The following is a 16,682-nucleotide window of genomic DNA, read 5'->3' on the forward strand; positions in this document are numbered from 1 at the left end:
TTCACAGGGGATTCTGCGTTCACGGTCTGGACTCTTACTCGCCGAGTCCCGTTGGGACTATTCTGTTTTGATTCGAGCGCGACGGGGGGTCTTCGTCGGGCTGACTGGTCCTGCTTGGGCATGATCGGCGGACAAACGTTGTACGTTTGCCGTGAGGGAACACCGGTCTCCTCTTTTCCGGATCATGCCTGGGGTTTGTGCGTTCTGGGGCAACATATGTCGGGCGTAGTCGCGGCAATGCGTCGAACCCTGCTGTCATGCACCTCACTGGCGCGCGACGGCATGATTGGGCTCGCCATCACCGCGCTGCTGCCGGCGCGCGCCGCGTTTGCCGCCGAGAGCCCGGTCGCCCAGGCGATGTCGGATCATTTCGGCTTCAATCACCAGGAGGTCGCGGTCCTCGCGACGTCGCTTGCGCTGGTCGGCTTCTCGGCCGTCGCCGCGATCCTCCTGATGCGCACCCGCGTGCGCGCGACGAGGGCCGAGGAGCAGTTGCAGTCCGAGATCGCGGACCTGCAGGCGCAATCGGACCGGCTGCGCGCGCTGCTGTTCGTCGAGCCGCAGGTCCTGATCTCCTGGGCCGCGGGCGACAACCGGCCACAGATCTCGGGCGACATCTCGCTGGTGATGTCGCAGGAAGGCTCGCCGCAACGCGTCCTCGCCTTCGGAACCTGGCTGCCGCCCGAGCCGGCGCTGCAGATGGACCACGCCGTCGACGCGCTGCGCGAGAAGGGCGAGGCGTTCCTGCTCAACCTCTCGACATCGGCCGGCCGCGCCATCGAGGCGATGGGCCGCGCGATCGGCGGTCAGGCCATCGTGCGGATCCGCGAGCTCGGCGGCCTGCGCCGCGAGCTCGCCGAGTCCAACCTGCGCTACAAGTCGCTGCAGGAGGAAACCGAGCTGCTGCGCGATTTCGCCGCCGCCGCGCCGTGGCCGATCTGGGCCAAGAGCCTCGAGGGCAATCTGCGCTATGCCAACGCGGCCTATGTCCACGCCACCGAGGGCAAGAGCGTGTCGGACGCGCTGCAGCGCAATCTCGAACTGCTCGAAAGCGACCAGCGCACCGAATTGACCCGCGCGCTGAACGACAATGCCAATTATGCCGCGCGGCTGCCGATCGTCGTCAGCGGCGAGCGGCGGATCTACGACGTGCAGGCGCTCAAGCTCTCCGGCGGCAGCGCCGGCATCGCGATCGACGCCAGCGAGGCTGCGGCATTGCGCGCGGCGATCGCGCGGATGGTCGAAGCGCACCGGCGCACCCTCGACCAATTGTCCTCGGGCGTCGCGGTGTTCGATGCCGACCGGCGGCTCACCTTCTACAACGAGTCCTATCGGCGGCTGTGGGGGCTCGACCAGGCCTTCCTCGACGGCAACCCCGACGACTCCAGCGTGCTGGACCGGCTGCGCGCCAACCGCAAGCTGCCGGAGCAGCCGGATTTCCGCGCCTGGAAGGCCAAGCTGCACGAAGCCTATCGCGCGGTCGAATCCGAGACCTATACCTGGTTCCTGCCCGACGGCCGCGCCATCAGCGTGGTCACCACGCCGAACCTCGAGGGCGGCGTCACCTATCTGTTCGACAACGTCACCGAGAGCCTCGACCTCGCGCGCCGCTACGACCGCCTGACGCGGGTGCAGCGCGAGACCCTGGACAATCTCGGCGAGGCGGTCGCGGTGTTCGGCAGCAACGGCCGCGCCGAGCTGTTCAACCCGCCCTTCGCCAAGATGTGGAAGCTGCCGGCCGACGCGCTGCAGGGCGAGCCGCATATCGAGGCGGTGGAAGCGCTGTGCCGGCCGCTGTTCGACGACGCCCTGACCTGGCGCACGCTGCGCGAGCAGATCACCGCGATCGAGAACCGCGCCCAGGTCGCGCTCAAGCTCGAGCGCAAGGACGGCAGCGTGCTGAATTGCATGACCATCCCGCTGCCCGACGGAAAGACCCTGCTCGCCTTCCAGGACATCACCGACACCGAAAATGTCGAGCGGGCGCTGCGCGAGCGCAACGAGGCGCTGGAAGCCGCCGACCAGATGAAGGTCGATTTCGTCCACCACGTTTCCTACGAGCTGCGCGCACCGCTCACCACCATCATCGGCTTCGCGCATTTCCTCAGCGATCCCTCGACCGGACCGCTGACGCCGAAGCAGGCCGAATATCTCGACTACGTCACCAAATCGACCAACGCGCTGCTGGCGTTGACCAATAACATTCTCGATCTCGCCACCATCGACGCCGGTGCGATGAAGCTCGAGCTCGGTCCGGTCAATATCGGCCAGGCGATCGAGGCCGCCGCCGAAGGCATCCAGGATCGCCTCGCGACCGACCGCATCACGCTGAAGGTCGATATCGAGCCTGAGATCGGCGCCTTCGTCGGCGACGAGCGGCGCGTGGTGCAGGTGCTGTATAATCTGCTCGCCAACGCGGTCGGCTTCTCGCCGCATGACGCCACCGTCACGATCAGCGCGCACCGCACCGAGCACAGCGTGGTGTTTGCGGTGACCGACGCCGGTCCCGGCATTCCGGCCGAGATGCGCGACAAGGTGTTCAACTGGTTCGAGAGCCATTCGCACGGCTCGCGGCACCGCGGCGCGGGGCTTGGCCTGTCGCTGGTCCGCTCCTTCGTCGAACTGCATGGCGGACGGGTGCGGGTCGATTCGACCGTAGGCCGCGGCACGACCGTGACCTGCGACTTCCCGATCGACCAGACCGCACATCGCAACGCTGCTGAATGACGGCGACCTCGACATTCTCGGTGGCGCTCGCGAACGAGACCGCGACAGCGGAGCTGATGGCCGACCTCGCGCTCCTGATCGGCGCCGGCGACGTCATCACACTGTCCGGCGACCTCGGCGCCGGCAAAACCACCGCCGCGCGCGCGCTGATCCGTTACCTCGCCGCCGACGATGCGCTGGAGGTGCCGAGCCCGACCTTCACGCTGGCGCAGAGCTACGAGCTGCCGTCGTATCCGCTGGTTCATGCCGACCTCTACCGCATCAACGACGCCAGTGAGCTCGAGGAGATCGGGCTGTCGCCGCTGCCCGACGACATCGTGGCGCTGATCGAGTGGCCGGAACGGGCGCCCGACGCGATGCCCGCCGACCGCATCGATATCGCGTTCAGCCATCGTCCGGCGCTCGGATCGGCGGCGCGCGCGGCCGAGATCACCGGCCACGGCAAGGGCGCGGCGAAGGTCGCGCGGCTCAACGAGCTGCGCCAGTTTCTCGATCGCGCGGGCTTTCTCAATGCCCGGCGCGAACGCATGCCGGGCGATGCCTCGACGCGCTCCTATGCGCGGCTGCGCAACGACGACGGCACCGTCATCCTGATGAACTCGCCGCGCCGTCCCGACGGCCCGGCGATCTACAGCGGCCAGTCCTACAGCGCAGCAGTGCATCTCGCCGAAGACGTCAGGCCGTTCGTCGCGATCGGAAACGGTCTGCGCAAGCATGGTTTCTCCGCGCCTGCGATCCGTCACATCGACCTCGGATCCGGCTTCCTCATCACGGAGGATTTCGGCGCCGAAGGCATCATCGATGGCGATCCACCGCACCCGATCGCCGAGCGTTACGAGGCCGCCGTCGACATGCTGGCGGCGCTGCATCGCGAGGTGCTGCCGGAGCAATTGCCGCTGACATCGGACGAGAGCTACGACATCCCGGTGTTCGACATCGACGCCTGGTTGATCGAGATCGGGCTGATGCTGGAATGGTATCTGCCCGACCGCGGCGTGCAGCCGAGCGAGGAGCTTCGCGCCGAATTTCTCGGGATGTGGCGCGGCCTGCTTGAGAAGCCCGCGGCGGCGCCGCGGACCTGGGTGATCCGCGACTTCCATTCGCCGAACATCATCTGGCTTGCCGAACGCACCGGTATCCTGCGCGTCGGCGTCATCGATTTCCAGGACGCGCTGCTGGGCCCCGCGGCCTATGACGTGGTGTCGCTGCTGCAGGACGCGCGGCTCGATGTGCCGGAGCAGCTCGAGCTGTCGCTCTTGACCCGCTACATCAAGGCGCGGCGCGCCACCGATGAGAGCTTCGATCCGACCGGCTTCGCCGAGCTCTATGCGATCATGTCGGCGCAGCGCAACACCCGCCTGCTCGGCACCTTTGCGCGGCTCAACCGCCGCGACGGCAAGCCGCAATATCTCAAGCACCAGCCGCGGATCTGGACCTATCTCGAGCGGTCGCTGGCGCATCCGGCGCTGACCAGCTTCCGCATCTGGTACACAGCCAACGTCCCTCCTCCAGTACCGTAGTTTACGGGTTATTAGCCTCAGGCCCCCTAAGGTTGCCGAGCCCGCACCTGATCCATGGCGCGGCCGGATCTGGAGCGGGACCACACGATGGGGACGGAACGACGCAAGGGCGATCGTGTCACGTTTGAGCGCGGCATAGCGGCGCACATGATGGGCATCGACGGCACCTGGCGGCGCGACTGCACCATGGAAGACGTGTCGGAGACGGGCGCCAAGCTCTCCGTCGACGGCTCGGTCGAGGGCCTGAACCTGAAGGAGTTCTTTCTGCTGCTGTCGTCCACAGGATTGGCCTATCGCCGCTGCGAGCTGGCATGGGTCAATGGCGACCAGATCGGCGTCAACTTTCTCAAACAAGGCGACAAGAAGAAGAAAACTGCCAAACGCGGCACGCAAGCTGCCGACGTCTAGGCCAGGGTCGTCATTGCCGTCTTACGGCCGTCATGTCCGATGACTATGGCGTCTGATTGATGTGCTTGCCGAATCGCCGTGATATGATCGGCGCATGAGAGATGATGACCGAGAATATCCGGAAGATGCCCGTCACACCCCATAAGGCCATGGTGCTCGCTGCGGGCCTCGGCGTCCGCATGCGCCCCCTGACCAACACGATGCCGAAGCCGCTGGTCAGCGTCGCCGGCCAGCCGCTGCTCGACCATGTGCTCGACAAGCTCGCCGGCGCCGGCGTCAGCGAAGCCGTCGTGAACGTGCATTATTTGCCCGACCAGATCATCGAGCACGTCAAGACCCGCAGCCGTCCGCGCGTGATCATCTCCGACGAGCGCGACCAGGTGCTCGGCACTGGCGGCGCGGTGGTGAAGGCGCTGCCGCTGCTCGGCGACGCGCCGTTCTTCCATCTCAATGCCGACACGATGTGGATCGACGGCGTGCGCTCCAATCTGGCGCGGCTCGCGGAAACCTTCGATCCCGCGCGGATGGATATCCTGCTGCTGATGGCGCCGACCGCCTCGAGCATCGGCTATGGCGGGCGCGGCGACTATTCGATGTTGCCGGATGGCGCCTTGCGCAAGCGGCGCGAGCATCAGGTGGTGCCGTTCGTCTATGCCGGCGCCGCGATCATGTCGCCTGCGCTGTTCGCCGACGCGCCGGCCGGCGAGTTCTCGCTGACCAAGATCTTCGACCGCGCCAACGAGCAGGAGCGACTGTTCGGCCTGCGCCTCGACGGCGTCTGGATGCATGTCGGGACTCCCGACGCGATCCAGGCTGCGGAAGAAGCCTACCTGGAAAGCGTCGCGTAGGCAAAGCCGTCGTCAGCCCTCGGCGTCGATCGCGAGCACCGCGAAGCTCGCAAGCCAGTGTTCGCCCATATAGTCGCTGGCGATATGCGGCAGGCCGGCGTCGAGATGGCGTCGCGCGGCATCCTGCAGGATCGGACGGCGCGTATCGGCCGCCGGCAACGCACCGGCCAGCGCCCGCCAGCACCATGCGCGGCTGAGATTGAGCCCGTCGAGATGTGCCAGCTTGCCGTCCGTGCGATCGGTGACCGTGGCAGGTCGGAACAGGGTTGCCGGTTCGCGCAGTTCGAGCCGCGGCAGGAAGCGGTCGAACCAGGGCAGGAAGTCACCCGGCGCCAGCAGCCGGCGCATGCACTCCGCTTCGATCAGCGCGGACGACTGGAAGTCGTCGCCGCTCGGCTCACCCCAGGCAGGGCAATCCTGATCGGCGCCGTACCAGCGCAGCGCCGTGTCGCGCAACAGCGCGCCGAACGCATCGTCCTGTGTCGCCGCGGCGTAGTCGGCTGCCATGCGCAGCCCGAACGCGGTGTTGAAATGGGTGCCGGCGCGCACCGGATAGGTGGCGAGCGGCAGGAAATCGCGGTAGCGCTGCGCGAAGATCTCGGCAAGCGGAGCGATCCGGTCGTGCCAGCTGCTGTTCTCGAGGAGCGAGAGCTCTGCCGCGAGTTTCAACAGCCAGCCCCAGCCGTAAGGCCGCTTGAAGCCGCGTGCGGTCGGGGCGGCGAGATAGCTGCATTCCGCCGCGACCTTCTCCGCAACGAACTGCGCGTCGAACAGCGCGCGGATATCGCCCGCCGCCCCGGATGAGGGATAGCGGCGCAGCAGCCGGGCAAGCATCCAGTAGCTGTGGACGCAGGAGTGCCAGTCGTAGCTGCCGAAGAACACCGGATGCAGCTCGCGCGGCGTGCGCGCGTCCTGCGGCCCCGCCAGCACGTGATCCGGCTTGTTCGGATATTCGCGCGTGACATGGCCCAGCGCGATGCGCGCGAAGCGGACGGCGAGCTCTTCGGTCAGGATCGTCGCGCTCATGGTGAGGCATTCTCCTTGCGCTCGCGGCGAACAAGCATCTCGATCAGCCGCGGCGTCATATAGATCGGAAACTGCGTGGCGGCGAAGAACAACGCCGTCATCGGCGACACCGCAGCGCCCATCGCCGACCAGACCAGTCCGACATTGCGGTTGCCGAGAATGAGGCCGCTGGTCAGCCGTACAGCCAGATTGCCCGGCGTGAGCAGCGCGCCACACAATTGCAGGGCAAGATTGCAGACGAAGGCAAGGCCGACGCAGGTGAACGCGGCGGCCGGTTGCGCTTCGATCTGAGTGCGCACCCCGGCCATGGTGGCGATCGCGAACAGCAGCAGCGAGGCGAGCACGAGCGCGTCGATGATGCGCGCGTGCTGCGCCAATCGTGCAGCGGCCTGATTGCGCAGCAGCAACGCCAGCGCGCCGGCGGCGCCGACCAGCAGCGCCAGCCGCGTCGCAAGCGCCAGCGGATCGAGCGCGAGATCGGCAAATCCCGCGGCGATCAGCGGCACGGTGACCGGCGCCAGCGCCATCGACAGCAGCGTCACGACGAGCGGAATGGTCGCGTCGAAGCCGAGCATGCGCGCGACGGCCGCCGTACCGCTCGACGGCGGCGCACACACCGACAGCACCAATGCGACGATCAGCTCGGGTCGAAAGCCAGCGCCGCGCGCCGCGAAGCCGACGGCAAGCGGGCTCGCCAGCATGGCGAGCGCCGGCAACAGCAGCCAGACCAGCGGCCGCCGCAATGCGCGCCGGAACGCCGTCCCGTCGACCTGGAGAAAGGTGCCGAGCACCAGAACGAAGATCGCCGCCGCCATCAGCGGGCGCACGCCATCCGCCAAGGCAGGGAAAGCCAATCCTGCCAGCACGCCGATGATCAGCAGTGTCGGCCCGCGCGGCACCAGCATCGCAAATCTCGCCAAATTCCTAGGTCCCGTCGTGATGTCCGGCCAACGAGCATAGGCCCGGGCAAATCATTGTTGAAATCGATTATTCTTATAGGCACTATTGTTACGATGAATTTAGCTGCCATCGATCTCAACCTGCTGGTCGCCTTCGAGGCGCTGATGGAGGAGCGCCACGTCACCCGGGCGGCCGAGCGCATCGGGCTCGCCCAGCCGTCCATGAGCAGCGCGTTGCGGCGGCTGCGTGCGCTGTTTGCGGACGAACTGTTCCTGCGTGCCGGCGCGGGCATGCAGCCGACCGAAAAGGCGCTGGCGCTGGCCGGGCCGATCGGCGAAGCGCTGCGGCAAATCCGGAGCGCGTTGGTGCCCGATCAGGGCTTCGATCCGGCGATCGCGCGACGGCGCATCACCATCGCCGCGACCGACTACGGCGATCTCGTTGTGGTGCCGGAACTGACCCGACTACTGCGCATCGAAGCGCCCGGCATTGACCTTGCCGTGCGCCCGCTCACCGATGCGACGGTGGCGCTGGCGAAGCTGGAGCGCGGTGAACTCGATGCGCTGATCGGCGGGCACCTGCCGGAGTCGCCGCGCTGTGTCCGGCACCGGCTATTCGAGGAACGCTTTGTCTGCGTCCGCGATGCACGCACGAACCGATCGGAGCGCCTCGATCTGAAAGATTACGCGGCCCTGCCGCACGCGCTGTTCTCGGCGGCCGGCGGCGATGGCCTGCCGAGCGTGATCGACGCGCTGCTGGCGCGCCATGGACTGAAGCGACGGGTGGCGGTGACGCTCGCGCATGTGGTGGCCGTTCCGTTCGCCGTGGCCGGCACCGATCTCATCGCCACGATGGCCGAGCGCGTCGCCCGGCGCTTCACGCACCTTGCCGACATTGCCGTCGTCGCACCGCCGATCGACATCCCCGCCTTCGCGATCGACCTGATCCACCCAAGCCGCGCCGCCCGCGATCCGGCGCTGCGCTGGTTCCTGGATGCCGTCGATCGCTGCGCCGGTCGATTGCGATATTGAGCGGTGACGTTGACCGCAGGGCTATCGCATATGGGAGGAAATGGATTTGTCCGCACCGTCATGGCCGGGCTTGTCCCGGCCATCCACGTCTTTCTTCGCCTGGAAACAAAGACGTGGATGCCCGGGACAAACCCGGGCATGACGAGTTTGTGGAGCGACCGAGCTCATATGCGATAGCCCTGACGTTGATCGGGAGGGGTGGCTAACGACGGCCGCCGCTCCCTATATTGGCGCCGGATTCGAATCAGGCAGCCCATGCGCGTCTTCAGTGTTCCCGTTTCTGCGCCGTTCCTGCGCACCGTCATCTCGGCGCTGGTCGATGGCCGGCTGGTCGCCGGATTCGAGGCGCAGAGCGATCCGGCAAGGCTCGCCAACGCCACGCTGTATCTGCCGACCCGCCGTGCCGGACGGCTGGCGCGGGAAATCTTCCTCGATGTGCTCCAGTCCGACGCCGCCGTGCTGCCGCGCATCGTCGCGCTTGGCGACATCGATGAGGACGAACTCGCCTTCGCGGACCAAAGCGAGGATGTCGGCGGCGCCGCGCCGTTGGAGATTCCGCCAAGGCTCGGCGAACTCGAGCGCCGGATGACCCTCGCGCATCTGGTCGCGGCCTGGGCGAAGACGCCGGTGTCGGCGCCGCTGGTGGTCGGCGGCCCGGCCTCGACCCTGCAACTCGCCGGCGATCTGGCGCGGCTGATGGACGACATGGTGACGCGCGGCGTCGACTGGCGCGCGCTCGACCGCCTGGTGCCGGACCAGCTCGACAAATATTGGCAGCACTCGCTCGACTTCCTGCGCATCGCGCGCGACGCCTGGCCGAACTACCTCAAGGAGATCGGCCGGATCGAGCCCGCGGCGCGCCGCGATCTCCTGATCGAGGCGGAAGCGGCGCGGCTGACCGCGCATCACGCGGGCCCGGTGATCGCCGCCGGTTCGACCGGCTCGATGCCGGCGACGGCGAAATTCCTGCACGCGGTGGCGAAGCTGCCGAACGGCGCCGTGGTGCTGCCCGGGCTCGACACCGATCTCGACGAGGACTCCTGGGACACGATCGGCGGCGAGCGCGGCGACGACGGCAGGTTCACCACGCCGCCCTCGTCGAACCATCCGCAATTCGCGATGCACGCTTTGCTCGACCGCTTCGGCATCAAGCGCCGCGACGTCGAGAGCCTTGCCGAGCCCGCGCCGTTCGGCCGCGAGGTGCTGGTGTCGGAGACGATGCGTCCCTCGACCGCGACCGCGCAGTGGCACGACCGGCTGGAACGGCCGGAGATCGTGGCGCGGATTTCCGCCGGGATGACCAATCTCACCGTGGTCGAGGCGCCCAATCCGGAAATGGAGGCGCTGGCGATCGCGGTCGCGATGCGCGAGGCGCGGCATCTCGGCAAGTCGGCCGCGCTGGTGACGCCGGATCGCGCGCTGGCGCGCCGCGTGATGGCGTCGCTGACGCGCTGGAATCTCGAGTTCGATGATTCCGGCGGCGATGCACTGATGGAAACGCCGGCCGGCGTGTTCGCCCGCCTCGCCGCGGAGGCTGCGGCCAAGGGGCTGGAGCCACCGACATTGCTCGCGCTGCTCAAGCATCCGCTGTTCCGGCTCGGCGGTTCGCATGGGGCGTTGCGGCGCGCGATCGAGGTGCTGGAGATCGCGCTGCTGCGCGGCACGCGGCCGCAAGCCGGGACCGGCGGTCTCGCGCGCGACTTCGCGCGCTTCCGCGCCGAGCTGGTCAAGCTGCACGGCGGCGAGACCTCGTCGCTGCACGCCATGGAGCCGCGCGCCCGGCTGCGCGACAACGAGCTCAACCAGGCCGAGGGCCTGATCGCCAAATTACAGGCGGCGCTGGCGCCGCTCGAAGGCATGGCGTCGTCAAAGCCCTACGACTTCGCGGAGTTGGCGGCGCGCCACCGCGAGGCGCTGATCGCACTGTCCGGCGACCGGAACGGCGTTGCTGTCGTGTTCGAGGAGCGCGCCGGTGCGGCGCTGGCGTCCGCGTTCGACGAGCTGCTCGCCAAGCAGCAGCCGAGTGGGCTGATGACGCCGCTCGCCGATTATCCCGAGGTGTTCCAGACCGCGTTCGCCGACCGCATGGTGCGGCGGCCGGAATCGGCGCGCGCGCAACTCAACATCTTCGGCCAGCTCGAAGCCCGTCTCACCGAATCCGATCGCGTCATCCTCGGCGGCCTGGTCGAGGGCGTCTGGCCGCCGGCGCCGCGGATCGATCCCTGGCTGAGCCGGCCGATGCGGCACGAGCTCGGGCTCGATCTTCCCGAGCGGCGCATCGGCCTGTCCGCGCACGACTTTGCGCAGCTGCTCGGCCATGACGAGGTGATCCTCACCCACGCCGCAAAGGTCGGCGGCGCGCCGGCGGTCGCCTCGCGGTTCCTGCACCGGCTCGAAGCGGTTGCCGGCGAGGCGCGCTGGAAGGCCGCGACATCGGCCGGCGAAATCTACGTGCAATATGCCGCCGAGCTCGACCGGCCCGACAAGGTCGAGCCGATCCCGCAGCCGGAGCCGCGGCCGCCGCGCGAAGCACGGCCGCTGAAAATGTCCGTCACCGCGATCGAGGACTGGCTGCGCGATCCCTACACGATCTACGCGCGCTACATCCTCAAGCTCGATCCGCTCGACCCCGTCGACATGCCGCTGTCGGCGGCCGATCGCGGCTCGGCGATTCACGAGGCGCTCGGCGAGTTCACCCAAGTCTATTCCGATGCGCTGCCCGCCGACACCCTGCGCACGCTGCGCGAGATCGGGGCCAAATATTTTGCGCCGCTGATGGAGCGGCCCGAGGCGCGGGCGCTGTGGTGGCCGCGCTTCCAGCGCATCGCCGGATGGTTTGCCGAATGGGAGCAGGCCCGGCGCGGCAATATTGCTGCGATCAAGGCCGAAATCCGCGGCGAGATCGGCATTCCGCTCGACGACGCCAGGACCTTCACCCTCTCGGCGCGTGCCGACCGGATCGAACGGCGCGACGACGGCAGCTTTGCGATCCTCGACTACAAGACCGGCCAGCCGCCGACCGGCAAGCAGGTGCGCATGGGCCTGTCGCCGCAGCTGACGCTGGAAGCCGCGATCCTGCGCGAGGGCGGCTTCGCCGAGATTCCAGCGGACTCCTCGGTCGGCGACCTCGTCTATGTCAGGCTGAGCGGCAACAACCCGCCGGGCGAGCAGCGTTCGCTGGAGCTGAAGATCAAGACCAGCGACACGCCGCAGCCGCCCGACGAGGCCGCCGACAGCGCGCGGCGCAAGCTCGAAGCCCTGATCCGCGCCTTCGACGACGAGCAGCAGGCCTACACCTCGCTGAACCTCTCGATGTGGGCGAACCGCTACGGCGCCTATGACGACCTCGCACGCATCAAGGAATGGTCGGCCGCCGGCGGCCTGGGGATCGAGGAATGGTGAAGGCGATCAGGCCCATCCCGCCTGCCGTGCGCGACGCGCAGGCGCGCGCGTCCGATCCGAAAGCGTCGACCTTCGTGTCGGCCAATGCCGGCTCGGGCAAGACGCATGTGCTGGTGCAGCGCGTGATCCGCCTGCTGCTGTCAGGCGTGCCGCCGGAAAAGATCCTTTGCATCACCTTCACCAAGGCGGCCGCGGCGAACATGGCCGAGCGCGTGTTCACGACGCTCGGCCATTGGGTGACGCTCGACGACACCGGGCTCGACGCCGCGATCCGCGAGGCCGGTATCGCTCACCCTTCCGCCACATTGCGACGCGAGGCGCGCAAGCTGTTTGCCTGCGCGCTGGAGACGCCAGGCGGCTTGAAGGTGCAGACCATCCACGCGCTGTGCACCCGCCTGCTGCAACAGTTTCCGTTCGAGGCCAATGTGCCGGCGCGCTTTGCCGTGCTCGATGACCGCGACCAGAACGAGATGATGGAGCGCGCCAATCTCGCGGTGTTCCTCGAGGCGTCGCGGATTCCCGACAGTCCCATCGGCCGCGCGCTGCGGACGGCGATGGCAAATGCCGCCGACGTCACTTTCAAGGAGGTGGTCCGCGAGGCCTGCCTCAGCCGCGACCATTTCATGGCCTGGACCGATGCCGCCGGCAACGCCGCGGCCGCCGCCGCTCAGATGTCGGCCGCGCTCGGCGTCTCCGCCGACATTCGCATCGAGGATGTCGAGCGCGAGATCGTCGACGGGCCGAATCTGCCGCGGTCGAGCTGGAAAGAAATGGCGACGCTGCTCGACACCAGCAGCAAGGCGGATCAGAAGCAGGCCGAGCGACTGCGGGCCGCGCTGACCTTCACCGGTGCAGCCCAGGTCGAGGAATATCTCGGCGTCTTCCTGACCGACGACCGCGCGCCGCGCGCGTCTGTCGTCACCAACAATTTCATCAAGAAGAATCCGGTCGCAGGCCATCGGTTCGAGGCGGAGATCGACCGTCTCGGTCCCCTGATCGAACGCCGCCGCGCCGTGGTCGCGCGCGACCGCACCGAGGCGCTGATCCACATCGCGACCGCGGCCGCAGCGCATTACCGGCGCGAGAAGCTGGAGCGTGGCCTGCTCGACTATGACGATTTGATCGACAAGACGCTGGCGATGCTCGACCGCGTCTCTTCGGGCTGGGTGCATTACAAGCTCGACCGCGGCGTCGATCACGTGCTGATCGACGAGGCGCAGGATACGAGCCCGCGGCAATGGGACATTGTCGCGCACATCATCTCGGAATTCACCTCCGGCGCCGGCGCGCGCGACGGCCTGGTGCGCACCGTGTTCGCGGTCGGCGACGAGAAGCAGTCGATCTTCTCGTTCCAGGGCGCGGCGCCGCGCGAATTCGACCTGCGCCGGCGCGAGTTGAAGCGGCGGTTCGAGGAAGCCGGGCTGAAATTCGACCCGGTGTCGTTCACCTATTCGTTCCGCTCGGGGCCGGTGATCCTGCACTCGGTCGACCATGTGTTCCGCGAACAGGAGATCTTCCGCAGCATCCATGCGGTCGAGAACGGCTACCCGATCCACAATGCGATGACTGACGCCGGCCCCAGCCTGATCGAGCTCTGGGATCTCGCGGTCGCCGACGATCGCCAGGACATCGAGGGCTGGCGCGCGCCGTTCGACGGTGTCTCGGTGACCAGCCCCGAGGTGAAGCTGGCAAGGCGCATCCAGGCCGAGATCAAGCGCCTCGTTGCCAGCGGCACCATGACGGGCAGCGCCGGCGGACGGCGGCCGCTCAGCTACGGCGACATGCTGATCCTGGTGCGGCGGCGCGGCAACGCCTTCGACGCGGTGATCCAGGCGCTGAAGCACGCAGGCATCCCGGTCGCCGGCGCCGACCGGTTGAAGCTGACCGAGCACATCGCGATCATCGACCTGATGAACCTCGCCGATGCGCTGCTGCTGCCGCAGGACGATCTCGCGCTGGCGGTGGCGCTGAAGAGCCCGCTGTTCGGCCTCGACGACGACGATTTGTTCAAGCTGGCGTACCAGCGTCGCGGCTCGCTGCGCGAGGCACTGGCCGCGCAGGCACCGACCGATGAGCGATTCTCGGCCGCGCTGCGCCGTTTCGAACAATGCGAGCGCCGCTTCACCCAGGAGACGCCGTTCGCGTTCTACGCCTGGCTGCTCGGCGGCGACGGCGGGCGGGCGCGCATCCTGCGCCGGCTCGGCCATGAGGCCAACGACGCGCTCGACGAATTCCTCGAGCTTGCGCTGAGCTATGAGCGCAAGGCGCCGGCCTCGCTGCAGGGCTTCGTCGCCTGGCTGCGCGCCGCCGACACCGAGGTGAAGCGCGACATGGAGATTTCGCGCGACGAGGTCCGCGTCATGACCGTGCACGGCGCCAAGGGCCTCGAGGCATCGGTGGTGTTCCTGGTCGACACCACGACCTCGCCGTCGGACACGCAGCGGCTGCGGCTGATCCATCTGCCGCAAGGCAATGCCGCGCCGAACGCGCCCGGCGTCGTGGTGTGGGCCGGCAAGAAGGCCGAGGATCCGCCCGGCGTCGCCGATGCGCGCAAGGCGATGCTCGGCGACACCGAGGACGAGTATCGCCGCCTGCTCTATGTCGCGATGACCCGTGCCGCCGATCGGCTGATCGTCGGCGGCTGCATGCCGGGCAACATGAACACGGTGCGGAAATCGTCCTGGTACGATCTGATCACCAGGGGGCTCGCCAATTCCGGGCTGAAGCTCGAAGAGATCGAGACCCCGGCCGGCAAGGTGATGCGCTATTCGCGGCCGGACGACGTCGCCGATCTCACCGGTGCGACTGCGTCGGCGGCCGCGGTGCCGATCGTGTTGCCGTCCTGGCTGCGTGCACCGGCCGCACCGGAAGCATCAGCGGCGGGCATGCTGCGTCCGTCCGATCCGGCTGATGACGACAGCCATCCGATCCGAACCGGCGAATCGGTGCTGCTGCGCGCCCGCGCCCTGCAACGCGGCACGCTGGTGCATCGCCTGCTGCAATCGCTGCCCGACGTGGCCCTCGAGCGGCGGCGCGCCGCCGCGCTCGGCTTCCTCGCGCGCAATGCCGACGGCTGGAGCGAACAGGAGCAGGCCGCGCTCGCGGATCAGGTGCTCGCCCTGATCGGCGATCCGCGCTTCGCCGCCGTGTTCGCGCCCGGCAGCCGCGCGGAGGTCTCGATCGTCGGGCGGCTGGAGCGGCCGGGCCAGCCGAAGGCGCTGGTCTCGGGCCAGATCGACCGCCTGGTGGTGACCCCTAGCCATGTCCTGATCGTCGATTTCAAGACCAATCATGCCCCGCCCAGGACCGCCGCCGGGGCGCCGCGGGGCTATGTCCGGCAGCTCGCGCTGTACCGCGCGGTGCTGGCGAAGCTTTATCCCCAGCTGCCCGTGCGGGCCGCCCTGCTCTGGACCGAAACGACTGAAATCATGGAGATTTCCGCCTCCGCGCTGGACGCCGCCCTGGCATAAGTTCATGTCGGCGTGAGCAACCTTGACCCGGCAAGGGGGCGTTCATAGGTTTGACCCATGCTCCCGGGCGCGATTCTCAACCGCCCTTTTGTCTCAACCGAACGAGGTACTCACATGGCCGTTGGCAAGGTTTCTGACGCCGATTTCGAAGCCGAAGTGCTCAAGGCGACCGGGCCGGTGGTCGTCGACTTCTGGGCCGAGTGGTGCGGCCCCTGCCGCATGATCGCGCCCGCTCTCGATGAGATTTCCGGCGCGATGGGCGACAAGGTCAAGATCGTGAAGCTCAACGTCGACGAGAGCCCGAAGACCGCGTCGAAGTATGGCGTGATGTCGATCCCGACCCTGATGATCTTCAAGGGCGGCGAGATGGCGTCCCGTCAGGTCGGCGCCGCTCCGAAGGCCAAGCTGCAGCAGTGGATCACCGCTGCGGTCTGATCCGTTTCGAATTAGCTGATTTGCGGAACGGCCGGCGATAAGCCGGCCGTTTTGTTTGCGCGCTTCGTAGCCCGGATGGAGCGCAGCGCAATCCGGGAATGCCGCGTCCGCGGATGTCGCGGTCCCGGATTTCGCTTCGCTCCATCCGGGCTACGGATTACCGAATCCATCCGGTCGCCAGCGCCGAGGCGAGTTCGGCCTGGCCGTGCTGGCGCGCCAGCGCCGCCATTGCCGCGTGGTCGTAGGAGATGTGACGGAAGGTCACGTCCCAGCCACCATCGACCTGCTCGAGGATCGCATAGCGCGCATCGGGCGAACCGGCCTCCACGACATGCGGACGCGGCTTGCCGACGCGATAGCCGGGCGAGCCGACGCTGCCGGGATTGACGATCAACCGGCCGTCGCGAAGTCGCACGGCGCGCGCAGTATGCGTGTGTGCGCAGAGGATCAGCGGCTGCCCCACGCCGGCGGCCCTTGCCTCGATCGATTCCAGCGAGGACATGCAGACTTCGCCGCCCGGCAATACCGTCTCGAGCCAGTAGGTCTCGTCATCTTGGGGCGTTGCATGACAGAGGAAAACCTCGTCGCGATAGACCGCATTCGCCGGCAGCGTGCGCAGCCAGTCGAGATGCCGCGGCTCGAGCTGGGTATAGGTCAGCCGCTCCCAGGAGCCCATTTTGTCGTGCGGACGGTCGATCAGATAGCGGTCGTGATTGCCGAGCAGATGGACCGCATCGAGCGCCATCAGCATGTCGATCGTCGGCCTGGCGTCGAGCGGCCCGCTCACCATGTCGCCGAGGTCGACGATGTCCCGAATTCCCTGCGCGCGGATGTCCGACAGCACGGCTTCGAGCGCGAGATGGTTGCCGTGGATGTCGGCGATCGCAGCAAAACGCATGGTGTCTCGTCCTCCCT

The 16,682-nt window shown here is 67.7% G+C and carries 11 protein-coding genes; 8 read left to right on the top strand and 3 right to left on the bottom strand.

Going from position 1 to position 16,682, the window contains the following annotated elements; all coding sequences use genetic code 11:
- Nucleotides 1-216 precede the first annotated feature (216 nt).
- The 4 genes from IF803_RS14665 to IF803_RS14680 all read left to right on the top strand — a co-directional run bounded on the left by IF803_RS14665 (nt 217) and on the right by IF803_RS14680 (nt 5,503).
- On the top strand, nt 217-2,727 hold the full coding sequence (locus IF803_RS14665) for a sensor histidine kinase (protein ID WP_461192604.1): 2,511 nt from the start codon (nt 217-219) through the stop codon (nt 2,725-2,727).
- Entirely contained in the window at nt 2,724-4,247 is a 1,524-nt protein-coding gene (tsaE, locus tag IF803_RS14670; protein WP_461192605.1) for a tRNA (adenosine(37)-N6)-threonylcarbamoyltransferase complex ATPase subunit type 1 TsaE, read from the top strand. Before IF803_RS14665 ends, tsaE begins: the two co-directional genes overlap by 4 nt.
- Before the next feature lie 87 nt (nt 4,248-4,334).
- Nucleotides 4,335-4,655 carry a PilZ domain-containing protein gene (locus IF803_RS14675; RefSeq protein WP_028341691.1) on the top strand — a complete coding sequence of 107 codons (321 nt, stop codon included), beginning with the start codon at nt 4,335-4,337 and terminating at the stop codon, nt 4,653-4,655.
- A 125-nt stretch (nt 4,656-4,780) separates the two neighbouring features.
- On the top strand, nt 4,781-5,503 hold the full coding sequence (locus IF803_RS14680; RefSeq protein ID WP_212057997.1) for a nucleotidyltransferase family protein: 723 nt from the start codon (nt 4,781-4,783) through the stop codon (nt 5,501-5,503).
- A 12-nt stretch (nt 5,504-5,515) separates the two neighbouring features.
- On the opposite strand, the gene IF803_RS14685 is transcribed toward IF803_RS14680, so the two are convergent.
- Nucleotides 5,516-6,529, bottom strand: a complete 1,014-nt coding sequence (locus IF803_RS14685) for a DUF2891 domain-containing protein (RefSeq protein ID WP_461192606.1) — start codon at nt 6,527-6,529, stop codon at nt 5,516-5,518.
- Nucleotides 6,526-7,434, bottom strand: coding sequence for a hypothetical protein (locus tag IF803_RS14690; RefSeq protein ID WP_461192607.1), 909 nt, complete (start codon nt 7,432-7,434; stop codon nt 6,526-6,528). The genes IF803_RS14685 and IF803_RS14690 overlap by 4 nt, the downstream gene beginning before the upstream one ends.
- A gap of 72 nt (nt 7,435-7,506) precedes the next feature.
- On the opposite strand from IF803_RS14690, the gene IF803_RS14695 reads away from it, so the two are divergent.
- From IF803_RS14695 to trxA, 4 genes are all read left to right on the top strand, one after another.
- Nucleotides 7,507-8,460, top strand: coding sequence for a LysR family transcriptional regulator (locus IF803_RS14695; RefSeq protein WP_461192608.1), 954 nt, complete (start codon nt 7,507-7,509; stop codon nt 8,458-8,460).
- A 255-nt stretch (nt 8,461-8,715) separates the two neighbouring features.
- Entirely contained in the window at nt 8,716-11,862 is a 3,147-nt protein-coding gene (addB, locus tag IF803_RS14700) for a double-strand break repair protein AddB (RefSeq protein WP_461192609.1), read from the top strand.
- The gene (gene addA, locus IF803_RS14705; protein WP_461192610.1) at nt 11,856-15,332 is read left to right on the top strand and encodes a double-strand break repair helicase AddA; all 3,477 of its coding nucleotides are present in this window, start codon (nt 11,856-11,858) and stop codon (nt 15,330-15,332) included. The genes addB and addA overlap by 7 nt, the downstream gene beginning before the upstream one ends.
- 114 nt (nt 15,333-15,446) lie before the next feature.
- A complete protein-coding gene (gene trxA / locus IF803_RS14710) occupies nt 15,447-15,767 on the top strand; it encodes a thioredoxin (protein ID WP_016847387.1) in 321 nt (106 codons plus the stop codon).
- Between the two features lie 157 nt (nt 15,768-15,924).
- On the opposite strand, the gene IF803_RS14715 is transcribed toward trxA, so the two are convergent.
- On the bottom strand, nt 15,925-16,665 hold the full coding sequence (locus tag IF803_RS14715; protein WP_461192611.1) for a metallophosphoesterase family protein: 741 nt from the start codon (nt 16,663-16,665) through the stop codon (nt 15,925-15,927).
- Between the last annotated feature and the right edge of the window lie 17 nt (nt 16,666-16,682).

It is taken from the genome of Bradyrhizobium sp. UFLA06-06 (assembly GCF_054820065.1).